Raw genomic sequence first — 23,768 nt, 5'->3', positions numbered from 1 at the left:
TTGAAGTCTTGAGGTCTGTCTATGGAAGTTTCCGCGAAAACAGAAGACCGCTTTTGCGTGGTCAGCGTGTTGCACGAACGGATCGATGCCGCCGCAGCGCTGGAGTTCAAGGAGGCGATGCGCCAGACCACGGCAGATGCGCCGGGGGTGGTGATCCTCGACCTTCACCGGGTGGACTTCATCGATTCCAGCGGGCTGGGCGCCATTGTCGCGACGATGAAGCACCTCACCCCGCAGCGCGCGCTGGTGCTGGCCGGGCTGACCCCGGCAGTTGAGAAAGTGTTTAAACTAACGCGGATGGATTCGGTCTTTAGCGTTTTCGGCACGCTGGACGCGGCCCTGACCGCGCATCGGGCTTGATGTTATGCGGCCCTCTGCTTCGCAGCCCGCACTAACACCTTTTGAATTTTCTATCGAAAGCAGCGATATGGCGGCGCGGGAAGCTCTGGCGCGTGTGCTTGATGGGCTGCGCCCCTTGGCCCTTGAGCCTGAGGAGAAGAGCACTGTTGAACTGGTGCTGGCTGAGGTGCTGAACAATATCGTCGAACATGCCTATCCTGATCCGAATAATCCCGGTCCGATCCATGTTGCCTGCCGACATGCGTGCGAGGGGCTGCACCTGCATGTGCGCGATGCGGGGTTGGCGATGCCCGGCGGGCAGGCACCATTAGGGCTGGCGCAGGTGGTCGAGACTGACGTCGATGACTTGCCAGAGGGTGGTTTCGGCTGGTTCCTGATCCGCGACCTCGCCAAAGACCTCTCCTATCGGCGCGTGGGCTGCGAAAACCATCTTGATCTGCGCCTTGCTGTGGCACTGCATTCGTAAGCCCAGGGCCGCCCCACGGATTTCCCCAAAACAGCCCTGCCATGATCACATTTGCGCCTTTGTTGGACAGCATAAGCGAACCTGTAGCTGCATATGGCTTCCCTCGGCGCCGCGTTTAATAGCCCCCACCCAGTACGCGGTGCCGAGGAACTTCCCCTTCCCCCCTTCGCATTGGCAGACCTGATAAGACGGTCTAGGGTCGCCTCAAACGACCATAGCGAAGGACTGCAGATGCGCGATTTTCACTTCCCCGGGCGTTCGCCCGTTCTGGCCACCAACGGCATGTGCGCCACCTCGCATCCGCTGGCCGCGCGCTGCGCTGTCGATATCCTCGCACGCGGCGGCAATGCCATGGATGCGGCGACTGCAGGGGCGGTGTTGCTGGGCATTTGCGAGCCGCAGATGACAGGAATTGGTGGCGATTGTTTTGTCCTGCATTCCCCCGCTGGTAGTGAGGAGGTCTATGCTTTTAACGGATCTGGCCGAGCGCCTGCCGGGCTGGATGCTGCCACACTTCGCGAGCGGGGAGAGGCCTCGGTCCCCCTACGCTCGCCGGATGCGGTGACCATTCCGACCGCAATTGATGCGTTCTGCCGCCTGTCTGAGAGCCACGGCAAGCTCGGGCTTGATGCGCTTTTGGCCCCGGCGATCTATTATGCCGAAGAGGGCGTTCCGGTCGCACCGCGCGTGGCTGATGACTGGGCGAAAGACGGCGGTACGTTGCAAGGGCGTGCGCGGGACCACTACCTATTGAACGGCAAGACCCCCGCGGTGGGTGACATCTTCCGCGCGCCGGGACAGGCCGAGGTGCTGCGCCGGGTCGCCAAACAGGGGCGTGACGCCTTCTATACCGGTGAGATCGCTGAAGACATGATCTCAACGCTGCGGGCCGCAGGGGGCAGCCATAATGCGGAGGATTTCGCATCAGCCCATAGCGAAGAAACGACCCCCGTCGCCGGGAGCTACAAGGGGCTTGAGATCGTGGAGCATCCCCCCAATGGTCAGGGGGCGACAGCGCTTTTGTTGCTCAATATCCTCGATCATTTCGATATCGCCGCGATGGACCCGCTCGGAGCGGAGCGGCTGCATATCGAGGCTGAAGGCACCAAGCTCGCCTATGACGCGCGCAACCGTTTTCTGGCGGACCCGGACCACACCACACGGCTTGCCCATATGCTGGCACCCGAGACCGCCCGCGATCTGGCTGCACTGATTGACCCCAAGCGCGCCATGCCAGCCGCTGGGCCGATCAGCGAAGCGGTGCATAAGGACACCGTCTATATCACTGTGGTGGACGGCGACGGCATGTCGGTCTCGCTGATCTATTCCATCTTCCACGGTTTCGGCTCTGGCATTGCATCAGACAAGTTCGGCATCCTGCTGCAAAACCGGGGCGCGGGCTTCACACTGGAGGAGGGCCACCCCAACGAGCTGAAGGGCGGCAAGCGTCCGATGCATACGATCATTCCCGGCATGATCCGTGAAAACGGCAAAGTGACGATGCCCTTTGGCGTAATGGGAGGCGCGTATCAGCCCTGCGGCCATGCGCGCTTTGCTTCGAATTTGCGGGATTTCGGCATGGATGTGCAAAGCGCCATCGATGCGCCCCGTGCTTTTGCTGATGGGCAGGTGATGAAGGTCGAGCGGGGGTTCGGTGACGCCGTGCGGCAGCAACTGCGCGATCTTGGCCATAAGGTTGAAGAGCCAGACACGGCCATCGGCGGCGCGCAGGCGATCCGCATTCGCGAGGATGGCGTGCTGGAAGGCGCCAGTGATCCGCGCAAGGACGGCTGTGCTTTGGGCTATTGACCGAAGGGGAATTCCCGGCAGCGTCTAGTTCAGCTGGAAATGCAGCGGATAGGCGCCGTCAGTGAAAGGGCCGAAAAGATCGGGGATGTCGGGGTGGTCCACCGGCTCGCCCGAATAGTCGGCCACGAGGTTCTGCTCGGAGACATAGGCCACGTAGTAGCTCTGATCGTTTTCGGCGAGCAGATGATAGAACGGCTGATCCTTCACGGGGCGGTTTTCCTCGGGGATCGACTCGTACCATTCCTCAGTGTTGGCGAATTCCGGATCGACGTCAAAGATCACTCCCCGAAAAGGATGCTTCTTGTGCCGGACGACCTGACCGAGGTGATATTTTGCGCGCGTACGTATCATAACATTGCAGCCCCTACCCCTCGTTAGTAGTCGGTTCAAGGGTCTTTTGTCCAATCACAGCCCTTGAGCGGAGGGAAACAGACTGTGAACGCTGCGCCGACAGTTAACTTCTTAGAAACGAAGCAAGCACAGCAATGAGGCACTGGCGTGGACTCGCCCATGAAGCCCCGCAAAACAGGCGTATTCGCGCCGAAGGTTCGGCGAGATGCGTTAAATTAGTGATGTGATAGAGGGTCGGAATCAGTTAAACTGTCAGCAAAACACGTCACAATAAAACGACGAGAGGCGAGAGGCAGATGAGCAAGCATCTTCGCGCAATGATAATCGTGCTGCTGGTGGCATCCTGCGGCGGAGGCCAGCAATCGGCCCCGCGGGATTTGGATAACGCCTGCACGATTCTGAAAGAGCGCCCCGAATATCTACGCGCCTTCCGGGCGACCGAGCGCAAATGGGGTGTGCCCATTCATGTGCAGATGGCCACCATCCATCAGGAAAGCAAGTTCGTCGCCGATGCGCGGACCCCGTTCAAATATGTGTTGGGCGTGATTCCCATGGGCCGTCAGTCGAGCGCCTTTGGCTACTCGCAGGCGTTGGACGCGACTTGGGATGAATATGTCAATTCCGAAGGCCGCCGCCGTGCAAAGCGGGACGAGATTCGCGACGCCAGTGATTTCATGGGCTGGTATATGAACCAGACCCGCGACCGGAACGGCATTTCGCTTCATGACGCACGCAACCAGTATCTGGCCTATCATGAAGGCCATACCGGCTTTGCCCGACAGAGCTATAACAGCAAGGCTTGGTTGGTTGGGGTCGCTGGCAAGGTCGATGCGCGTGCGAAGGTTTATGAACGCCAGATCGCCGGGTGCCGCTTGAGCCGTTGGTAGGCGACACTCGCTATTATTGGTCACGAAAAAGGGGCGCCAGTTTATCTGGCGCCCCTTTTCTTTGTCTAATCTAATAGCCTCAGCATCTTTAGCGTGCAGCCAAGACCTTAGCGGTTGTTACGGGGTGCCGCTGTATCGAACAGGCTGTTAGGAATATTGCCCCCAACCTGCATGTCGCCCAGAACGACGGTCGTGGCGCTGCCGTTGCCATCGTTAATGATCCACTGACGCAGTTGCACCGGATTGCCGGTGAACTTCATCTGGATGTTGCCATACTGGGGATTGGCGGGGTCCTGAGCAGTTACCGTGGTGGCGGTGCCGTCATAGCTATGGCCCGTCACCATCTTAGCGCGCCCCAGATTGACGTTATCCGCGAGGATGATTGACAGCGGCGTGCGCGACAGCGGGTAAGTCTCTGCCGGTTGGTTGGATTTCTTGTCATAGATCACAACTGTGTTCGCCCCGGCGACCACCAGCCCGGAATCCGGCGCATTATACTCGAAACGCACCTTGCCAGGCCGTTTGATGTAGATCGTGCCGGTGCTGATCGACCCGTCGTCATTGATCTGGGTAAAATCACCTTTGGCCGTCCGAAGCGTGTTCAGGTAGCCGGAGATCTCGTTCAGCGACAATTGCTGCGCCGCGGCCGCGAATGGGGTGGTAACCGCCAAACCAATGGCCAGAATCGCAGAAGTAAGTTTACGCATGGTGTTGGTCCTTGTTTGCCTCATGCAAAGACATAGGGCGGTGTCCTCTGATATTCGATATCAGGGGGCGGTTTTTTGCTAGCGCGCCTGCGTCATCATAAAAAAACACCGCCGGGACAAGGGCCCAACGGTGTTTTGGTATGCTCTGAAACAGAGGGTGGAGGAGGTAAGCCTAGCTCTGTTCCGGCACCAGAATTTCGCGTTTGCCGACGTGGTTGGCGGGAGACACAAGCCCCTCGTCCTCCATCTGCTCGACCAGACGTGCAGCCTTGTTATAGCCGATCGCCAGTTTGCGCTGGATGTAGGAGGTGGAGCATTTGCGGTCTTTGATGACCACCTGAACGGCGGTGTCATAAAGCGCGTCTTCGCCGTCGGTATTGCCACCAAGGCCCAGCACCGCGTCGATGTTGCTTTCCTTGTCCTCGGACGGCCCCTCGACGACGCCACCGACATAGTCCGGCTCGCCGAACTGCTTGAGGTGGTTGACGATCTCTTCGACCTCTTCGTCGCTGACGAAAGGACCGTGGCAGCGGGTGATCTTGGCCCCGCCGGCCATATAAAGCATGTCGCCCATGCCCAAGAGTTGCTCGGCGCCCATTTCGCCCAAGATCGTGCGGCTGTCGATTTTCGAGGTCACTTGGAAAGAAATCCGCGTCGGGAAGTTCGCCTTGATCGTGCCGGTGATGACGTCCACGGAGGGACGCTGTGTGGCCATAATCAGGTGGATACCCGATGCCCGCGCCATCTGCGCCAGACGCTGGATGCAGGCTTCGATCTCTTTGCCCGCCACCATCATCAGGTCGGCCATCTCGTCGACGATGACGACGATATAGGGCAGCGCCTCGGGTGTTGTTTCCTCGGTCTCAAAGATCGGCTCGCCGGTGTCGTCGTCAAAGCCGGTCTGAACGGTGCGCGAGAACATTTCGCCCTTGGCCAATGCCTCACGGACACGACCGTTGTAGCCTTCAATGTTGCGCACGCCCATCTTGGACATCTTGCGATAGCGCTCTTCCATCTCGCCCACGGTCCATTTCAGCGCGACCACGGCCTTTTTCGGGTCGGTCACAACCGGGGACAGCAGATGCGGGATGCCGTCATAGACCGACAGTTCCAGCATCTTGGGGTCGATCATGATCATCCGGCATTCCTGCGGTGTCAGCTTGTACAGCAGCGACAGGATCATCGTGTTGATGGCCACGGATTTACCCGAACCTGTCGTACCCGCGATGAGCAGGTGGGGCATCTTGGCGAGGTTGGCGACAACCGGATCGCCGCCGATGTCCTTGCCAAGCGCCAGCGGCAGGCGCTGGTTGCCGTCGCCGAAATCACGGCTCGACAGGATTTCGCGCAGGATCACCTTCTCGCGGTTCTCGTTCGGCAGTTCGATGCCGATCACCGAGCGGCCCGGTACGGTGGAGACACGCGCCGACAGCGCGGCCATCGAACGTGCGATATCGTCCGCCAAACCGATGACGCGGCTGGCTTTGAGACCCGGCGCCGGCTCAAGCTCATACATGGTGACAACCGGGCCGGGGCGCACGGCGACGATCTCGCCTTTGACGCCATAATCATCCAGCACCGTTTCCAGCATGCGGGCGTTTTCTTCCAGCGCTTCATCGCTCAGATGGAGGCGCTGCACGCTTTCGGGGCTTTCGAGCAAGCTCAGCGGCGGCAGTTCAAAGCCGGGATGCGTGTCCTCAAAGGTCAGCGCGGGCTGCGCTTCTACCTGGGCTTGCTTGGACGGCTGAACGACTTTGCGTGTCGGCTGCTGCACGACCTTGCGCGGCTCGGCGACGGGAATCTTCATCGCCTCAGGCGCGGGCGCTTCTTGCAGGGGCAGCGTTTCAGAAGCAACGGTATCTTCGTAGCCCTGCATCATCGGCTCTTGGGGTATTTCTTCCTGTACCGGCTCCGCCTGTGCCTGCGGTGCACGCAAAAGCGGCTCCGGACGCAGCGTGGCCGGGCCAGCGGTCAGCGGCGGCTCGGGACGCAGAGCGGCAGGCTGGCTGGTGTTCAGCAACAGGGGATCAGGCCCCCTGCCCCGCCCTTTGGTCAGCGGCGCGGTGGTGGGGGTATGCACTGCATTGGCAGTGCGGACGCGGTTTTTGATAACATCCGCGATCTTGCTCTTGATGCGCTCTTCGCCCGGGGTTTCGTCGACAATCGCATCGCTGTAGGTCTCGATCAGTTCCGGCTCGGGCATCGCCTCGGCTTCGGGACGTTTGATCAGACCGGGCATACGGCCCAGAAGACCACTGCGCTGTTCCACTTCCGGCTCAGGCATTGGCGCCTGCGCGTAATAGTCGTCATCTGCCTGTGCGGCCCATGTCTCGGCCTCTTCAGCCTCAAGCCGGCGGCGCTCGCGACGATCAGCGTGGCGGGCCGAGAGGTTCTGTGCTGCCATAACGGCACCGCTTGCCCCACGGCCCAGCAGGTTCATCAGACCGGCATAGGCCATGATCAGACCTACCAGCATGAAACGCAGGATGCGGAGCAGCTCGGCTTTGGTGAAGCCAAGAACGAAAGCGCCAAGTGCCACAATCGCAACGCCCATCAGCAGGGACATCAACTTAACAGTAAGGGTTGAGCCAATCGGCAGAATGGTCAGCAGCGCGCCCATAACGGTATCGCCGAAGAGACCACCAAGACCAAAGCTATGGGTCAGCAGCCAATCCTGACCGGGGGCCAGTGTGGCGGCGTAGATCGCACCGAGGGCCACCGCGATAGGAGCAAAGATCAGACGCCCAATGGCACGGTCCTCACCCTGATGCAGCGCGAAACGCCCGCCCCAAAGCAGCAGGACAATAGCAATGCCCCAGGAGCCCCAGCCGACAATCATGAACAGCGGTGCTGCGATGGACGCGCCGATCCGGCCCATCCAGTTCTGCACCGGCGCATCGGTCGAGACCATCCAGTTGGGATCGTCGGGCGTATAGCTGCCGATCATCATGGCGGCCATGATGCCCAGCATAATCAGTGCCAGCCCCAGCAGTTCACGACCGCGCTTTTCGATTGCCTCGGCCATGTTGCTGTCTAGCAATGGATCGCGTCCCCGTGTCTGATATGCCATGTCGTCCCTCGCTTATTCCGAATACAGACAGTCGCGGATCGCTTCCAACCCGCGCGTCGTTTCGTCTTTTGGGGCCACCAAGGCGACCCGAATGTAATTCTTGCCGGGGTTTTCCCCCGCCACGTTTTGAGACAGGTAGCTGCCGGGCAGCACCCGCACGCCAGTCTCACGCCAGAGTTTCAGCGCCGCGGCCTCGTCATCCTCAACCGGCAACCACAGAAAGAACCCCGCCTCGGGGCTCTCGTAGCCGGGCACATTGCCAAAGATACGGTCGGCAATGGCGTATTTCTCTTGGTAGAGCGCACGGTTCTCTTCCACGTGCTTTTCGTCGTTCCACACGGCGGCGGCGGCTTGCTGCAGGGGAAGCGGCAACGGTGCACCGGCGTAGTTGCGCAGCTGTTTGATCTCGCGCATTGTCTCCGGCCCACTGGCGACAAAGCCTGAACGCAGGCCCGGCAGGTTTGAGCGTTTGGATAGCGAGTGAAAGGTTACCACGCGGTTGCGGTCGGTGCCCAATTCCTTGGCGACCTGTAGCGCGCCAATTGGCGGCGCGTCGCGGTAGATCTCGGAATAGCATTCATCCGCGAAGATCAGGAAATCATACTTCTCGGCCAAAGCAATCAAATCGGCCCAATAGTCCCGCGAAGCGACAACGCCCTGCGGATTGGCCGGAGAACAGAGGTAAGCCGCCGTGGTGCGTTGCAGCACTTCCTCAGGCAAGCTTGCATAATCCGGCAGATGACCGGTCTCCGCCGTAGCCGGGACCATGACAGGCTCAGCCCCACCGGAAAGCGCGCCGATCATATAGACTTGGTAAAAGGGGTTCGGCATCAGGATCGCGGGACGCTGGCCGTTCTTACGCGCGGGGCTAAGCGCCATGACGGCGTTATAAAGCCCCTCGCGGGTGCCGTTCAGCGCCATAACCTCGGTATCGGGATCCATCTCCACCCCGTAGCGCCGTGCGATCCAAGCAGAAATGGCGCTGCGCAACTCGGGCGAACCCTCGTTCGGGGGGTATTTGTTGAAACCTGCGGCGTGTTTGGTGATTTCGTCCGTGACCCATGCAGGGAAGGCGTGTTTCGGCTCCCCAATGGTCATGTGAATCGGCACACCACCGCCCTCATGCGCATCCAACAATGCACGAAGGCGCGGCCACGCGTGGGCCGGAAGGTTCGAAAACCGCTCGGAATACATCATCACAACTGCCTCGGATCGGGATCATTAACGCCCCGTTTGCCCCAAGGTACCCAAGGGCAGCGTCCCCGTCCAGAAAAACCCGGAGAATTGCGGCCCTTGTGGCTTTTCGGTCGTGGCCTCTTAGGCCTCGCGCAGCACCGCTTCAGCCGCTGCGCCAAGGCGCAAAAGATGCTCTTCGGCATTTGGGGCGGACATCAGGGAAATCCCGCAAGATGGCGTGCCGGTCGGCAAGGTAAGCGCGCAAAGGCCCATCAGATTCGCGACTCGCGTGTTGCGGAGCGATAGGAGATTCTGGGCAAGGTAGTAGTCATGATCGCTGTTGAGCCGCTCGATGTTCGGCGGCAGCATGGGCGCGGTTGGCACAAGCACCGCGTCGTAACCTGCGACTGCCCGATCATATCCCGCCCGCGCCAGCTCCAGCTTGGCCCATGCGGCGACGTAGTCGGGGCCGGAAAACCCCTTACCCAGCCGAAATCGTTCGAGGATTTCGTTGAACATTGCATCAGGGTTGGCGTCGATCACATCGCGCCAGAGGCCATAAGCCTCCGTCGTATAAAGGCAGGAGCTAAGCGGCATTGCCTCGTCGACTTCGGGCACTTCGATGTAGTCCACCGTAGCCCCCGCCTCCTTTAAATGCTCTACGGCTGCGTCGAAAGCAGCTTTTGGCTCGTCGGTGAGGTCGTCCATCACAACGTTGGTCAACACCGCGAAGTGGCAGCCCTCCAGTTCGCTTTCCTGCAGATCGGCAGGTTTCTCGCCCTCAAGCAGCGCGAGCAACAGCGCTGCATCTTCCACCGAACGGCAGAGCGGTCCGACCGTGTCGAATTTCGCCGCCAGTGGCACCGTCCCCGCAAGAGACACCCGCCCTGCTGTCGTTTTCAGGCCTACCAGATCATTCCACGCCGCCGGGATCCGCACCGAGCCGCCGGTGTCAGACCCGATGGCTGCCGCTGCCAGTCCGAAGGCCACCGAGGCGGCAGCACCAGAGGAGGAGCCGCCCGAAACGCTGTCCGGCTCATTGATGCAAGGCGGTGTCGCGGTGCTCGGGTTATGACCAAGGCCCGAGAAAGCCAATTCGCTCATATGGGTCTTGCCCAAGCAAACGAGCCCCATCGCGGTCGCATTGGCCAAAACTTCGGCGTCACGCTCTGGCACCCGGCCTTCGAGCAGTTTGGTCCCGGCCTCGGTGGCCGTGCCTGCGGTATCAAAAAGGTCTTTCCAGGAAATCGGGACCCCATCGAGCAGCGACAGGCGCTGTCCGTCGCGGGCACGTTCCGCCGCCGCGGCCGCTTCGGCGCGGGCGCGGTCGGGGGTGACGCGGGCATAGATACGGTCGCGCATCGGATGCGCCTCGATCGCATCGAGGTATGTATCGCAGAGCGTCACCGGGTTGATGTCCCCCGCCGCGATCCCGCGTCCGAGGTCCGCCGCCGTCATTTCCAACCATTCGCGCATGTCGTACCCCTTGCCGCTGTTTGTCGCGAACCTAGCGACCGTTCGGCGCATGGACAATCCCTGCGGACGGGTCATATCTAGGACCATGGAATTCGACCACGATATCGCGATCATCGGCGGCGGGCTGAACGGCCCTGCTCTCGCCTTGGCCCTGTCCCGCGCGGGGCTGCGGGTGGCTTTGATTGATGCGCTGCCTGCGCAGAGGTTTGAGGATGCCGCGTTCGACGGACGCGCCTATGCGCTGGCGCTGACCTCGGTGCGGCTGATGGAAGGCATTGGCATCTGGCCCGAGATCGCGGATGTCGCCCAGCCGATGCTCGAGATCAAGGTGACCGACGGGCGGGCAGGCGAAGGCCCGTCTCCTATGTTTATGCATTTCGACCATGCCGAGATCGAAGAAGGTCCGATGGGTCACATGGTCGAAGACCGCCATCTGCGCCGCGCTTTGCTGGATGCGGTAAAGGCCGATCCGGCGGTTACGGTATTAAACGAGACACGCGTCACGGCTCAAACGGTGGCGCCCACCGGCATTACCCTCACGCTCGATGGTGGCAAAACACTGCGTGCGCGCTTGGCAGTCGGCGCCGACGGACGCGGCAGCGGCACGGCTGAACGCGCTGGCATCAAGCGGATTTCGTGGTCCTATGCGCAGACTGCGCTGGTCTGTGTGGTCAACCACGAAAAACCGCACCACGGTATCGCGCATCAGTTCTTTATGCCCCCCGGCCCGCTGGCAATCCTGCCGCTGACGGGCAATCGTTCGCTGATTGTCTGGAGCGAGAGCACCGCTAATGCTGCGGCGATCAACGCCCTGCCCGACGCCGAATACCTCGAAGTCCTGCGCCCGCGTTTTGGCAGCTTCTTGGGCGATATTTCCCTGACCGGCGCGCGCTACAGCTACCCTCTTGGCTTGTCGCTGGCCCATTCCATGACCGCCCCGCGCGTCGCGCTGCTCGGCGATGCCGCACATGGGGTGCATCCGATTGCGGGCCAAGGGCTGAACGCGGGGCTGCGAGATGTGGCCGCCTTGGCAGAGGTTATTGCAGACGCCGTGCGTCGTGGCGAAGACCCCGGCAACGATGCCGTGCTGGCGCGCTACCAGGAATGGCGGAGGTTCGACAATGCGAGCCTCGCGCTGGCGACCGACAGTTTCAACCGGCTGTTTTCGAATGACAACGCGTTGGTTCGGCTGGCCCGCGACGTGGGCATGGCTGCCGTGAACGCCCTACCCGGCTTGCGCCGTAGCTTTATTCGTGAGGCTGCAGGTCTGACGGGAGAGCTGCCGCGCTTGATGCAGGGCAAACCGCTCTAATTTAAGGGTCTATCCGGCGAGCCTCATCCGGCAGCATGACCGGGATTCCATTGCGGATCGGATAGGCCAAACCAGCGGCTTTCGACACCAGCTCCTGCTTTTCGGCATCATAAGTCAGTGTCGTCTGACTGCGCGGGCAGATCAGCGCCTCTAACATCCGACGGTCGAACTGAACTGTTACTGGCTCGGTCATTGCATCAATCCTTCTTCCTGACCGCCGCGCATGGCGAATTCGATCAAGGTTACCAATGTCTCGCGCCGGGTCTCAAGCGATGGCGCTTCGAGCAGCGCCTGTTTGTCCTCGGCCTCAAATTCCAGCATCATCGACAGCGAGTTGATCAGCAACTCATCGTCCGCTTCTTTCAACGTATCCCAATCTGCTGACAAGCCCTTGGTGTCGAAATAGCGGCCAAGCAGGTCAAGAAAGCGGGGGCGGTCAAAGCTGCCATCGACCTCATCACTGCCCAGATCACGGTCAAAGCCAGACCAGTTCACGTCGCAGCGGCGGTAGGGGCTGAAGCCCTCGATCTCGTTCACCACGCGGAACCGGGAGACGCCGCCTAGCGTCACCATATAGCGGCCATCTTCAGTCTCGGAAAACTGGGTGATGCGACCGGCGCAGCCGATGCTGTGCAGCCCTGTCCCCTCTCGTCCGGGGACCTCATTGGGCTGCACCATGCCGATCAGCCGGGTGTCGGTCTTGAGCGCGTCTTCGATCATCTGAAGATAGCGCGGCTCAAAGATATGCAGCGGCAGGCGCGAACGGGGCAGCAGCAGCGCCCCTGCCAACGGAAAGATCGCGATAGTCTGAGGCAATTCGGCTGGCTTGATCATGGTGAGGGACGTAGTGCGCCCGCCCCGTCAGGCAAATATCATTGACGAGAGTTTGCGACGCCCGTTCAAGACCACCGGATCATTCGGCTTAAGCGCTTCAAAAATGGTGAAAAGCTGCGCCTTGGCGGCCCCGTCGTTCCACTCGCGATCCCGGCGGAACAGTTCCAGCAGGTGATCGACAGCCGTCTCTGCATCGCCATTGGCGTAGAGCGCCTGGGCCAGATCAAAGCGCGCCTGATGGTCGTCGGGGTTCGCCTCGACCTTCTCGGTCAGCTCCGCCACCGGTCCTGCATCAGCGGCCTGATGCGCCAGTTGCAATTGCGCATGGGCCGCTTCCAGCTCCGGCGCTTTTGAAATTTCAATGGGCGCACCGTTCAGCAGGGCTTCGGCCTGATCTAGCTCACCCATCGCGATATGGGCGCGCACCATCCCACCATAGGCCGGCGCGTTCATCGGGTCTTCTTCAAGGATCGCGGCAAAGGTCTGAGCAGCATCCGCAGCGGCACCCTCGGTCAGCATTTCTTCGGCAGCTTCAACCGCATCGGCCAGCGTATCGCCGGGGGCCTCACCACCGCCGGCCTTCACCACGCGGTCCACAAAGGCCTTGATCTCGGACTGCGGCAGCGCGCCTTGGAACCCATCGACCGGCTGGCCTTTGTAGAAAGCATAGACCGTTGGGATCGATTGGATCTGCAACTGTCCCGCGATAGCTTGGGCCTGATCGACATCGACCTTGACCATCTTCACCGCGCCCTTAGCCGCACGCACAGCGTCTTCGAGCATTGGGCCCAGCGTTTTGCAGGGGCCGCACCAAGGCGCCCAGAAATCAACGATCACCGGCACGGTCTGCGAGGCCTCGACCACATCGGCCATGAAGGTCGCTTCGGTCGTGTCCTTGATCAGATCGGCATCTGCCGGGGCGGCGGGGGTCAGGTTCAGGTCGGTCATCGTATCATCCTCGCTATTCGCGTTTGGCTTTATATGGACGCGCAGCGGCGTGATTCAAAGGTCAAAACTGGCAAAAACTGGCGCGTGATCGCTGGGTTTCTCCCATCCGCGGGCATCGCGGACGATATGGCTCGAGTGGCCCGCCTGCGAGATGTCGGACGTGGCCCAGATGTGATCGAGCCTGCGGCCCTTGTCGGCGGCGTCCCAATCGGCGGCGCGGTAGGACCACCAGCTATAGAGATTGCCCTCCGGCACATCTTGCCGGGTGATGTCGACCCAAGCGCCAGAGTCTTGCACTTCACCAAGCGCTTCGACTTCGACAGGCGTGTGGCTGACGACCTTCAGGAGTTTCTTGTGGTCCCAGACGTCATCTTCGCGGGGGGCAATGTTGAGGTCGCCGACGAGGATCGACTTCTCCGGCTTCTCGGCATGGAACCAGTCGCGCATCTCGGACAGATAGTCGAGCTTTTGGCCAAACTTTTCGTTGATCTCGCGGTCGGGTTTGTCGCCGCCTGCGGGGACATAGAAGTTGTGGATCGTCGTGCCGTTTTCCAGCTTCGCCGCCACATGGCGGGCATGGCCGAGCATCGCGAAATCCTGATCGCCCGCATCCAGCAGCGGTAGTTTGGACAGGATCGCCACGCCGTTGTAGCCCTTCTGCCCCCGCGCAACCATATGGGTATAGCCCGCCGCCTTGAACGCCTCGACCGGGATTTTGTCGACCGGGCTTTTGCATTCTTGCAGGCAGAGCACATCTGGCCCGTGTTCGGCCAGCAGCTTCAGCACCAAAGGCTCGCGCAGGCGGACAGAGTTGATGTTCCAAGTGGCGAGGGAAAAGGACATGGGGCAGGCTCCGGTCTGGGGGTAGGCGGGCACAATAACGCGGGCGGCTTGGGGGTGCCATGAGGAAATCTGGCGGGAGGGCCATCGCCTGCCCGCGGGTTGGCGATGCGACGGGGCATGGTGCCACTTTATTTTTCAGCTTTGATGTGCGTTAGCGAAAGCGCACCTAGCCTCACCAAATCGCCTACCCGTCCGGGCGGGCAGGCGATGGCCCGGCGCCTGCGGCTTGATTCCGGGCTATGGTGGCACCGACAACCGGCGCGAAGGCCCAGACAAAAAAACGGCCGGGCACAGAGGCCCGGCCAGTCCAACAGGGAGGTATGTACCATTTCCCGGGTACAATCTTCGGGTTCAAACCGAGTAGCGGGTCATGAAAACCCCGCCTCTCAGGGACTCCAACCACGGGCGGCTGGAATTGGTTCCCGGATTTAGGCCATCAATCGATAACCACCGGATTCTGTTACCAATAAACGGGCGTTCGAGGGATCAGGCTCGATCTTCTGCCGCAGACGGTAGATATGGGTCTCCAACGTATGGGTCGTAACCCCGGCATTATAGCCCCAGACCTCATGCAGCAGCACGTCACGCGGCACCACGCCATCATTAGACCGGTAAAGGAATTTCAGAATGTTGGTTTCCTTCTCGGTCAACCGCACCTTCTGATCATCTTCGGTCATCAGCATCTTCATCGCTGGCTTGAAGGTATAAGGCCCAAGCTGGAACACCGCGTCTTCGGATTGTTCATGCTGGCGCAATTGCGCACGGATGCGCGCCAGCAGCACGGGGAACTTGAACGGCTTGGTCACATAGTCATTGGCACCCGCATCAAGGCCAAGGATCGTGTCGGCATCCGTGTCATGGCCAGTCAACATCAGGATCGGGCTCTTGACCCCCTGCTTGCGCATCAAGCGACAAAGCTCGCGACCATCGGTGTCAGGCAGGCCGACGTCCAAGATCACCAGATCATAGAGCGCCTCTTTGGCGCGGCTCATCGCATCGGTGCCGTTGGCAGCTTCAAAGACGTCAAAATCTTCGGTCATGATAAGCTGTTCGCTCAGGGCTTCGCGCAGGTCATCGTCGTCATCGACAAGCAGAATTTTCTTTAGCTGGGCCATATGGTCCTCCGTCTGTTGCTTCAAACATGCGCCTCAAGGGGGCGTCCGACAAGGGATGCAACAGTGCTTTCACGCCCTCGTGTCGCCAGAGCGGCAAATGTTTCAATTCCTTGCTGAATATCTTAAATAACCGGGGAAGCCTTTGCGGAGTTGCACCAGATCATGAGTTTCGCCCCCGATATTACCGAACAACTGGCGCGTGCGCGGGCCGATCTGCGCATGGGCGTGCCCGTGGTGCTTGCAGGCGAAGGCCAAGCGGCCCTGGTGATGGCGGCGGAGACGCTGACCGCGCAGCGGCTTGCCGATGTGCTGGCTCTAGGCGGCGCACCGGTGCTGGCGATCACAGCGCGGCGGGCAGAGACCTTGAAAGCCCGCGCCTATGACGGCAGCCTTGCGCGTGTCCTGCTCCCGCCGGGCGCGACACCCGCATGGGTACAGAGCATCGCTGACCCGGCGGACGACCTACGCGCCCCGATGAAAGGCCCACTGCAAACGGCACGGGGCGGTGATACCGCCGCGCATAGCGCCGCGCTGGATCTGGTGAAGGCTGCGCGGATGTTGCCCGCCGCCCTCGTGCTCGACCTGCCGCAGGGTGCAGACTTCGCGCGGCAATACGGGCTGACCCTGATCGACCTCACCGCCGCCGCCCCCATTCTGGCCCGCCGCAGCGCCTTGCACCCGGTGGTTAACGCCCGCCTGCCAATGGAAGTCTCCGAAGCAGGCAGGCTACATATTTTCCGCCCCGAGGACGGCGGGGAGGAACATTACGCCATCGAAATCGGCCGCCCGGCCCGCAACACCCCGGTGCTCTGCCGGTTGCACTCGGCCTGTTTCACCGGCGATCTGATGGGCAGCCTGAAATGCGATTGCGGCCCGCAGTTGCGCGCTGCCCTTGCGCAGATGGGGGGCGAGGGCAACGGCGTGTTGCTCTACCTCAATCAAGAGGGGCGCGGCATCGGGCTGGCCAATAAAATGCGGGCCTATTCACTGCAGGATCAGGGCTTTGATACCGTGGAGGCCAACCACCGTCTGGGGTTCGAGGATGACGAGCGGGACTTCCGGCTTGGAGCCGACATCCTGCGTTCCATGGGCTTTTCCGCCGTGCGGCTGCTGACCAACAACCCGCGCAAGGTCGGCATGATGGAGCAAAGCGGCATCAGCGTCGTCGAACGCGTGCCGCTGGCCGTCGGGGAGAACCGCCACAACAGCGCCTATCTTGCGACCAAAGCGGCGAAATCCGGGCATCTGCTGTGACCCCGAACGACATGGTCCTGACCCCTACCGGGTTGCGTTTCCAAGGGCGGCGCTACGCTTGCAGCATCGGCAAAGGCGGCCTGACGAACAACAAGCGCGAAGGTGATGGCGCCACGCCGCGGGGGGCGCACCGCTTGGTGGGGATGCTCTTTCGTCCCGACCGCATGACGGCGCCGAGCGCTTGGGCACAACCTATCCTGCCCGGCGATCTGTGGTCCGACGCGAGCGGGCAGCCTGACTACAACCACCTTGTGCGCGCCCCCTACCCCCATAGCCACGAAGCACTGCGCCGTGCCGATCCGCTTTATGATCTGGTGATCCTGACGGATTGGAACTGGCCCGAGGCCGAGGCGGGTCGAGGCTCGGCGATCTTTATCCATCAGTGGCGGCGGCCGGGCTATCCGACAGAAGGCTGCGTCGCCTTCTCGCGCCGCGACCTGCATCAGATCGCCGCGCAGATCGGCCCCGCGACCCGGCTGATTATTGGCTAACCCGCTCACCAAAAATGGCAGAGCCGACCCGCACATGGGTCGCGCCGAGGGCGATGGCTTGCTCAAAATCGCCGCTCATGCCCATCGAAAGGCCCGTTAGGTCATTGCGTGCAGCGATTTTGGCCAGCAAAGCGAAATGAAGCGACGGCGCTTCATCTACCGGCGGGATGCACATCAGCCCCTTCACCGGCAGGTCCAGCCCCCGGCATTCGGCGATAAACTCGTCTGCGTCGCGTGGCAAAACGCCAGCCTTCTGCTCTTCTTCGCCGGTGTTGACCTGAATGAAAAGGTCCGGGCAATGCCCCATCTCCTGCGCCAACCGCGCCAAAGTCTTCGCCAATTTGGGACGGTCCAGCGTATGGATTGCCTGCGCAAGCTCCATGGCCTGACGGGCTTTGTTGGTTTGCAGCGGGCCGATTAGATGCAGGTCAATGCCATCGAAATTTTTGCGGAAATCGGGCCATTTGCCGGCGGCCTCCTGCACGCGGTTCTCACCAAAGCAGCGGTGGCCCTCGTCCAATACAGCACGCACGCGGGCGTCGGGCTGCACTTTGCTCACTGCGATTAGCTTGACCGACCCCGCCGTGCGGCCCGCAATGGCCTCGGCTTTGGCAATACGGTCTTGGATGTCGCTTAAGCTCATGATGGGGCCTCCTTTTGAGAGGCGCAGAAAACACCAGCACCGCGCAAAAGAAAAGGGGCAGACCGAATGGCCTGCCCCAATATTCAGAGTATGTCGTTCAACTTAGAAGTTGAAGCGAACACCCGCGTCGGCAACGGTGTTGCCGTTGATGCGCTTGGCCACACCACCGCGCAGCGAGACACCGCCGCCGAGGTCGTGGTTGAAGTCAACGCCGTAACCGGTGTCCGCGCCACCTTCCTGGTCAGCAACATAGACTTCCATGTCTGTTGCTGCGCCGACGTCGAAGCGGCCGGTCAGAACGGTGCGATCGCCATTGGTACCGTTGTCAGCATAGGCCAACGTCACGTCGGCGATGCCGAAGGAACCACCAGCCGTTGCTGTCCACTCGGTGTCACCCGCGTTGTCGGAATCCTGAGCACCAACTGCGAAGGTCCAGCCGCTCCATGTGTAGGCAACGTAGCCTGCAACGCGGTCATCGGTGTCGGAAGCCGACACGTGAACCGACAGGTCGCCAGCGGAGTACATTACTTCGACGCCGTTGTCGCCGGAGTTACCCAGACCGCCGGAGGAGTAAAAGTCGCCGTTGAACTGGTACGCTGTGTAGTCATAGCCCAGTCCGGTCAGGCCGAGGTCGAGGTCGATGGGGTACTGACCCGGCATGGAATCCAGAGCGCCGAAGATGTTGCCAACGCCGACTTCAAAGCCGCCGGAGCGAGCGAAGAAACGCGCGCCATTGGTCATGCCCGTCTCGCCTTCGTTCTGCTGGATGCGAACGCGTGCACCAACTACAACGCCCGCGTCGGATTCAGCAGTCGCGTCGATCTGCAGGCGGAAGCGGCTTGTGACGTCGGTGGAGCTATCGAATGCCCCGACAAAGTCGTCAGCTGTGCCAGCAACGCCATCAGCGCCGGCATTCTCAGAGTAGTAGATCCCGAAACGGCCGTAGCCGCCGAATGTAACGTCTGCTGCTGCAACGCCGGCGGTCGCGACCAGGGCGGTTGTAGCGAAGAGAACTTTTTTCATGAGTTTTCCCTCGGTTTGAATTCATATGCCCAGACCGGGGAATCCGGTAAGGGTATGAAGGGTGTTTGCCCCCGATGACCCGCTCTTGGCAAGGTTCACGCAGCCCCCAGCTTCATTGCCGCCCCGGCTGGTGCAGCTATGCCACAGTTTTGCCGCCCCGGCGGATGGTTAGGCCGGAAACAGCCGAATTCAGCCTCGCTATATACACATGACATAGACCTTGCCGATATGGCCCTGCTTGGATAGACCAGAGCGCAAACAGGCAAAGGAAAGCTGCAATGGCCCTTCGTACCGCTTGCAAGATGGCGATCTCCGTTCTGGCGCTCAGTGCGCTCACCGCCTGTGGTGGGGGCTTTGGGTCTCCGGCCACGGATCGGCCTGCGCAATACTCGAACCCGAACAACCCCAACAACATTGAGACCGATCCAGAGAACACCATCTGGTCGATCTTTAACCGGGGCAGCAACGATACCAAGGTCTCGGTAAACAAGTATCTCTGGTCGGCTTCCCTTGAAGTTCTGAACTTTCTACCCGTGCAATCGGTCGATCCGTTCACCGGTGTCATCGTCACCGGCTACGGCACCCCGCCCGGCGGTGGCCGCGCGTATCGCGCCACCGTATTGATCGACGATCCGGCGCTGGATGCTCGCTCGCTGAATGTTGCGCTGCAGTCCAGCGGCGGCCGCCCGGTGAGCAAAGCCACCTCCCGCGCTGTCGAAGACGCCATCCTCAGCCGGGCGCGCGAAATGCGCATTTCAGACAGCAAGTTCTGAGCCCGCCGAACTCAACACGTTTCCAACGCCGGGCCTTGTGAAAGCAGCAGCCCGGCGTTTTTCATGTCATAAGGTCCCCGTCATGCCCCGCTACACCCCCGCCGAGATCGAAACCCGCTGGCAGCAAGCCTGGGAAAAGGATGGCGTCTTTCAGGCCACCCGCAACGCCGACAAGCCGAAATACTATGTGCTTGAGATGTTCCCCTACCCCTCAGGCCGCATCCACATGGGGCATGTGCGCAACTACACGATGGGCGACGTGATCGCGCGGTACAAGATTGCCACCGGGCATAACGTGCTGCACCCCATGGGCTGGGACGCCTTTGGCATGCCCGCCGAGAATGCCGCGATGGCCATTGGCGGCCACCCGGCAGATTGGACCTATGCCAATATCGCCGAGATGAAAAAACAGATGAAGCCGCTCGGCCTGTCGATTGACTGGAGCCGTGAGATCGCCACCTGCCACCCCGGCTACTACGGGCAGCAACAGGCGCTGTTTTTGGATTTCCTGAAAGAGGGTTTGGTCTACCGCAAGAACGCCGTGGTGAACTGGGATCCGGTCGATATGACCGTGCTGGCCAACGAGCAGGTCGAAAACGGCTGCGGCTGGCGCTCTGGCGCGCCGGTGGAGCGGCGGGAGTTGACGCAGTGGTTCTTCAAGATTTCGGATCACTCCGAAGAGCTGCTCTCGGCGCTCGACAGTCTCGACAACTGGCCCGCCAAGGTGAAGCTGATGCAGGCCAACTGGATCGGCAAATCGCGCGGCTTGCAGTTTGCCTTCTCGACCATCGAAGCCCCTGAAGGTTTTGACCGGATCGAAGTCTACACCACCCGCCCCGACACGCTGCTGGGCGCGTCCTTTGTCGGCATCTCCCCCGACCACCCGCTGGCCAAAACGCTGGAACGGGACGACGAGGCCGTCGCAGCTTTCTGCGCCGAATGCCGCAAAGGTGGCACCACCGAGGAGGCCATCGAGACCGCCGAGAAGCTGGGCTATGACACCGGCATCCGCGTGCGCCATCCCTTTGATACGGCGGCTGAACTGCCGGTCTATATCGCCAACTTCATCCTGATGGACTATGGCACCGGCGCGATCTTTGGTTGCCCCGGCCACGACCAGCGCGATTTCGATTTTGCGACCAAATATGATCTGCCGATCATCTCGACCTTCCTGCCGTCCGAAGACGCCTCGCCCAAACTGTCCGAGGCCTATGTGCCGCAGAAGTCTGAAAAGGTATTCTACAACCGTGGCTTCGCGGGCGACCAGTGGCAGACCGGCGAAGAGGCCGTCGATGCCGCCATCGCCTTTTGCGAGGACAACGGCATTGGCCAAGGCGTCACCAAATTCCGCCTGCGCGACTGGGGCCTCTCGCGCCAGCGCTACTGGGGCTGCCCGATCCCGGTTGTCCATTGCGACGACTGCGGCGTGGTGCCCGAAAAGAAAGAAAACCTGCCCGTCGAACTGCCCTATGATGTCACATTCGACACCCCCGGCAACCCGCTCGACCGCCACCCGACATGGCGCAACTGCGCCTGCCCCGCCTGTGGCAAGGACGCCCTGCGCGAGACGGACACGATGGATACCTTCGTGGACAGCTCGTGGTACTACGCCCGCTTCACCGCGCCGCGTGCCGACACGCCGACCGATCTCGAAGAAGCCGCCTATTGGATGAACGTCGATCAATATATCGGCGGTATTGAGCATGCGATTCTGCACCTGCTCTATGCCCGCTTCTTTGCGCGCGCCATGCAGATCACTGGCCACCTGCCCGAAGGCGCGGCCGAGCCTTTCGACGCGCTTTTCACCCAAGGCATGGTGACGCATGAAATCTACCAGACCCGTGACGGCAATGGCCGCCCGATCTATCACCTGCCCGAAGAGGTCGAGAAGCTGACGTTTCAGGACAAGTCGGTGTATGTCCTTAAGTCCAAACTCACGGAAGAGGGGTATTTTAAGGAAGGTCAGGAACCGTCATTTCGAAATAGCATTGCAAAGGCATACACTTCATTTCCTCACCACGCAGTTGAGGTGATCCCCTCCGCCAAAATGTCGAAATCCAAGAAAAACGTCGTCGATCCGCTGCACATCATCTCGAACTACGGCGCCGACACCGCGCGCTGGTTCGTGCTCAGCGATTCGCCCCCCGAGCGCGATGTGGAATGGACCGCCAGCGGCGCCGAAGCGTCTTACAAACACCTGTCGCGCGTCTGGAACATCTGCGACCGCGTGGGCGAGATGGACCGCGAAGCGGCGGGACAAGGCGACGAAGACCTCCTGCGCGCCATGCACAAGACGATCCATGATGTGACCATGGGCGTCGAATCCTTTGGCTTCAACGCCGCGATTGCCAAGCTCTATGCCTTCACCGCCACCTTGCAGAAGTCTAAGGCAGGCTACGCCGCACAGCGCGAAGCAATCATGACGCTGGCGCAACTGATGTCTCCGATGACCCCGCACCTCTCCGAAGATATCTGGGCGCATTTGGGCGGCGAGGGGCTGATCGTCAACGCGCCTTGGCCCAAGGCTGATGAGGCAATGCTGGTCGATGACACCGTGACCCTGCCCATTCAGATCAATGGCAAACGCCGGGCGGAAATTCAGGTGCCCGCCGACATGCCGAAGGAAGAGGTTGAAAAAGTCGCGCTGGCGCATGAAGCTGTCATTCGAACGCTGGACGGGGCCTCCCCGAAAAAGGTCATCGTCGTGCCCGGACGGATTGTGAATGTCGTTGCCTAAAGCCATCCCCTCGCGCCGCCTCTTCCTAGCGGCCCTGCCCCTGCTGGCCCTCGCCGCCTGCGGGTTTGAGCCGGTCTATGGCCCCGGCGGCGCGGGCACGGCTTTGCAGAACCGCGTTCTGGTCGACGCGCCCGAAGACCGCTTTGGCTATTTTCTGGTGCGTGAATTGGAAAGCCAGTTGGGACGCGCCAGCACCCCCGCCTGGGGGTTGGCGCTGACCACCACAACCAGCGAAGATGGGCTGGCGATTGACAGCGAAGGCAACACGCGGCGCTACAACCTGCTGGGCACGACTTCTTATGCGCTGCGCGACCTGTCGAGCGGCCAGATCGTGACCTCGGGCAAGGTCGAAAGCTTCACCGGCTATTCCGCCACCGGCACCACCGTGGCCACCCGTGCAGCAGAACTCGACGCGCAGGAACGGCTGATGGCGATCTTGGCAGACCTGATTGTGAGCCGCCTTTACGCGGCAGATCTCTCGGAATGAAGCTCACCCCTCGCGACGCCAAGCCTTACTTTGCGCGCCCTGATCGCACGCGCACCGGATTGCTGATCTATGGCGGCGACGCGATGCGCGTGGCGCTGAAACGGCAAGAATTTCTAAAAAACCTGCTTGGCTCCAACGCCGAAGAGGAAATGCGCCTCAGCCGGATGCCCGCGGGCGAATTGCGCCGCGATCCGGCGATGCTTTTGGATGCGATCAAGGCGGTCGGCTTCTTCCCCGGCCCCCGCGCCGCGCTGGTGGAAGAGGCAAATGACAATATTGCCAAAATCCTCCTCGACGCGCTGAAGGAGTGGCAGCCGGGCGATGCGCAGATCATCGTCACGGCGGGCGATCTGAAGAAGACGTCTAAGGTTCTCAAGGCGTTTGAGAGCCACCCCAACGCCTATGCCACGCCGATCTACGACAACCCGCCCGACCGGGCTGAGATTGAACAGATGCTGAAAGACGCGGGCCTCACGCCCGAGGCCGACGCCATGGCAGCACTCAGCGATCTCGCGCGTACGCTCGATCCCGGCGATTTTCGCCAGACGCTGGAAAAGATCACGCTCTATAAGCTGGGCGACACGACCCCCATTGGCCTCGACGACATCGCCGCCTGCGCGCCGACCTCGACCGAGGCCGAGGTGGATGACATCCTGCATGTCGTCGCTGAAACCCGCTCGGCCGAGATCGGCCCGGTGATGAGCAAGCTGCAGGGCCAGGGCGTCAATGCCGTCACCCTGACCATCATGGCCACCCGGCATTTCCGTACGCTCTACCGCATCGCCGCTAACCCCGGCGCGCCGATCTATGGCGTGCGCGACCGCGACCGCGCCATGCGCCAAGCCCGCAACTGGGGCGCGGTGAAACTGGAAACGGCGCTGGCGGTGCTGACAGAAACCGACCTCAAACTGCGTTCTGCGGGCCAACACGCCCCGGCACTGGCGCTGGTGGAGCGGGCCTTTATCCGCCTCGCGATGCTGGGCGCGCAACGATAATTTTGAAAGGG

The 23,768-nt window shown here is 61.2% G+C and carries 23 protein-coding genes; 11 read left to right on the top strand and 12 right to left on the bottom strand.

The features are described from left to right. Window positions 1–21: 21 nt before the first annotated feature. From BLS57_RS15515 to BLS57_RS15505, 3 genes are all read left to right on the top strand, one after another. Window positions 22–360: an STAS domain-containing protein gene (locus BLS57_RS15515; RefSeq protein ID WP_093743631.1), complete on the top strand. Its 339-nt coding sequence runs from the start codon at window positions 22–24 to the stop codon at window positions 358–360. A 67-nt stretch (window positions 361–427) separates the two neighbouring features. Continuing rightward, window positions 428–826, top strand: coding sequence for an ATP-binding protein (locus BLS57_RS15510; protein ID WP_244153702.1), 399 nt, complete (start codon window positions 428–430; stop codon window positions 824–826). Window positions 827–1,057: 231 nt separating this feature from the next. Then, complete coding sequence (locus BLS57_RS15505) at window positions 1,058–2,635, top strand: gamma-glutamyltransferase family protein (protein WP_093743629.1); 1,578 nt, start codon at window positions 1,058–1,060, stop codon at window positions 2,633–2,635. A 24-nt stretch (window positions 2,636–2,659) separates the two neighbouring features. Here BLS57_RS15505 and hspQ read toward each other — a convergent pair whose 3' ends face one another. Next, complete coding sequence (hspQ, locus tag BLS57_RS15500) at window positions 2,660–2,986, bottom strand: heat shock protein HspQ (RefSeq protein WP_093743628.1); 327 nt, start codon at window positions 2,984–2,986, stop codon at window positions 2,660–2,662. Window positions 2,987–3,282: 296 nt separating this feature from the next. On the opposite strand from hspQ, the gene BLS57_RS15495 reads away from it, so the two are divergent. Further along, entirely contained in the window at window positions 3,283–3,873 is a 591-nt protein-coding gene (locus tag BLS57_RS15495) for a transglycosylase SLT domain-containing protein (protein WP_093743627.1), read from the top strand. Between the two features lie 107 nt (window positions 3,874–3,980). On the opposite strand, the gene BLS57_RS15490 is transcribed toward BLS57_RS15495, so the two are convergent. From BLS57_RS15490 to BLS57_RS15475, 4 genes are all read right to left on the bottom strand, one after another. Then, window positions 3,981–4,580, bottom strand: a complete 600-nt coding sequence (locus BLS57_RS15490) for a LolA family protein (protein WP_093743626.1) — start codon at window positions 4,578–4,580, stop codon at window positions 3,981–3,983. A 172-nt stretch (window positions 4,581–4,752) separates the two neighbouring features. After that, the gene (locus BLS57_RS15485) at window positions 4,753–7,650 is read right to left on the bottom strand and encodes a DNA translocase FtsK (protein WP_093743625.1); all 2,898 of its coding nucleotides are present in this window, start codon (window positions 7,648–7,650) and stop codon (window positions 4,753–4,755) included. A 12-nt stretch (window positions 7,651–7,662) separates the two neighbouring features. After that, the gene (locus BLS57_RS15480; RefSeq protein WP_093743624.1) at window positions 7,663–8,844 is read right to left on the bottom strand and encodes an aminotransferase class I/II-fold pyridoxal phosphate-dependent enzyme; all 1,182 of its coding nucleotides are present in this window, start codon (window positions 8,842–8,844) and stop codon (window positions 7,663–7,665) included. A gap of 123 nt (window positions 8,845–8,967) precedes the next feature. Then, window positions 8,968–10,302: an amidase gene (locus BLS57_RS15475; RefSeq protein WP_093743623.1), complete on the bottom strand. Its 1,335-nt coding sequence runs from the start codon at window positions 10,300–10,302 to the stop codon at window positions 8,968–8,970. An 85-nt stretch (window positions 10,303–10,387) separates the two neighbouring features. Here BLS57_RS15475 and BLS57_RS15470 point away from each other — a divergent pair, with 85 nt between their 5' ends. Continuing rightward, window positions 10,388–11,614: a UbiH/UbiF/VisC/COQ6 family ubiquinone biosynthesis hydroxylase gene (locus BLS57_RS15470; RefSeq protein ID WP_093743622.1), complete on the top strand. Its 1,227-nt coding sequence runs from the start codon at window positions 10,388–10,390 to the stop codon at window positions 11,612–11,614. Window position 11,615: 1 nt separating this feature from the next. Here the strand turns inward: BLS57_RS15470 and BLS57_RS15465 are convergent, their stop codons facing one another. The 5 genes from BLS57_RS15465 to BLS57_RS15445 form a co-directional block, all read right to left on the bottom strand. Next, the gene (locus BLS57_RS15465) at window positions 11,616–11,807 is read right to left on the bottom strand and encodes a Trm112 family protein (RefSeq protein WP_093743621.1); all 192 of its coding nucleotides are present in this window, start codon (window positions 11,805–11,807) and stop codon (window positions 11,616–11,618) included. After that, window positions 11,804–12,448 carry an LON peptidase substrate-binding domain-containing protein gene (locus tag BLS57_RS15460; RefSeq protein ID WP_093743620.1) on the bottom strand — a complete coding sequence of 215 codons (645 nt, stop codon included), beginning with the start codon at window positions 12,446–12,448 and terminating at the stop codon, window positions 11,804–11,806. The genes BLS57_RS15465 and BLS57_RS15460 overlap by 4 nt, the downstream gene beginning before the upstream one ends. 27 nt (window positions 12,449–12,475) lie before the next feature. Next, window positions 12,476–13,396 (bottom strand): thioredoxin, encoded by a 921-nt coding sequence (trxA, locus tag BLS57_RS15455; RefSeq protein WP_093743619.1) that lies wholly within the window; start codon window positions 13,394–13,396, stop codon window positions 12,476–12,478. Window positions 13,397–13,450: 54 nt separating this feature from the next. After that, window positions 13,451–14,239, bottom strand: coding sequence for an exodeoxyribonuclease III (locus BLS57_RS15450; protein ID WP_093743618.1), 789 nt, complete (start codon window positions 14,237–14,239; stop codon window positions 13,451–13,453). A 428-nt stretch (window positions 14,240–14,667) separates the two neighbouring features. After that, entirely contained in the window at window positions 14,668–15,354 is a 687-nt protein-coding gene (locus tag BLS57_RS15445) for a response regulator transcription factor (protein ID WP_093743617.1), read from the bottom strand. Between the two features lie 162 nt (window positions 15,355–15,516). On the opposite strand from BLS57_RS15445, the gene ribA reads away from it, so the two are divergent. Both ribA and BLS57_RS15435 read left to right on the top strand, forming a co-directional pair. After that, window positions 15,517–16,608, top strand: a complete 1,092-nt coding sequence (gene ribA / locus BLS57_RS15440) for a GTP cyclohydrolase II (protein ID WP_093743616.1) — start codon at window positions 15,517–15,519, stop codon at window positions 16,606–16,608. Next, window positions 16,605–17,099: a L,D-transpeptidase family protein gene (locus BLS57_RS15435; protein WP_093743615.1), complete on the top strand. Its 495-nt coding sequence runs from the start codon at window positions 16,605–16,607 to the stop codon at window positions 17,097–17,099. Before ribA ends, BLS57_RS15435 begins: the two co-directional genes overlap by 4 nt. On the opposite strand, the gene BLS57_RS15430 is transcribed toward BLS57_RS15435, so the two are convergent. Next, entirely contained in the window at window positions 17,089–17,742 is a 654-nt protein-coding gene (locus BLS57_RS15430; protein WP_093743614.1) for a YggS family pyridoxal phosphate-dependent enzyme, read from the bottom strand. The two genes, BLS57_RS15435 and BLS57_RS15430, sit on opposite strands and share 11 nt — an antisense overlap. 102 nt (window positions 17,743–17,844) lie before the next feature. Beyond that, window positions 17,845–18,765: a porin gene (locus BLS57_RS15425; protein WP_093743613.1), complete on the bottom strand. Its 921-nt coding sequence runs from the start codon at window positions 18,763–18,765 to the stop codon at window positions 17,845–17,847. Window positions 18,766–19,043: 278 nt separating this feature from the next. Here BLS57_RS15425 and BLS57_RS15420 point away from each other — a divergent pair, with 278 nt between their 5' ends. The 4 genes from BLS57_RS15420 (at window position 19,044) to holA (ending at window position 23,757) form a co-directional block, all read left to right on the top strand. Next, a complete protein-coding gene (locus BLS57_RS15420; RefSeq protein ID WP_093743612.1) occupies window positions 19,044–19,538 on the top strand; it encodes a DUF3576 domain-containing protein in 495 nt (164 codons plus the stop codon). 82 nt (window positions 19,539–19,620) lie between these two features. Next, on the top strand, window positions 19,621–22,275 hold the full coding sequence (gene leuS, locus BLS57_RS15415) for a leucine--tRNA ligase (protein WP_093743611.1): 2,655 nt from the start codon (window positions 19,621–19,623) through the stop codon (window positions 22,273–22,275). Continuing rightward, on the top strand, window positions 22,262–22,762 hold the full coding sequence (lptE, locus tag BLS57_RS15410; RefSeq protein WP_093743610.1) for an LPS assembly lipoprotein LptE: 501 nt from the start codon (window positions 22,262–22,264) through the stop codon (window positions 22,760–22,762). The genes leuS and lptE overlap by 14 nt, the downstream gene beginning before the upstream one ends. After that, window positions 22,759–23,757, top strand: coding sequence for a DNA polymerase III subunit delta (holA, locus tag BLS57_RS15405; protein WP_093743609.1), 999 nt, complete (start codon window positions 22,759–22,761; stop codon window positions 23,755–23,757). The genes lptE and holA overlap by 4 nt, the downstream gene beginning before the upstream one ends. The last annotated feature ends 11 nt before the right edge of the window (window positions 23,758–23,768 follow it).

It is taken from the genome of Sulfitobacter delicatus (assembly GCF_900102535.1).
In the GTDB taxonomy this organism is placed as follows: domain Bacteria; phylum Pseudomonadota; class Alphaproteobacteria; order Rhodobacterales; family Rhodobacteraceae; genus Sulfitobacter; species Sulfitobacter delicatus.
The sequence above is the reverse complement of the archived record's forward strand: the minus strand, read 5'-3'. Positions and strand labels throughout refer to the sequence as shown.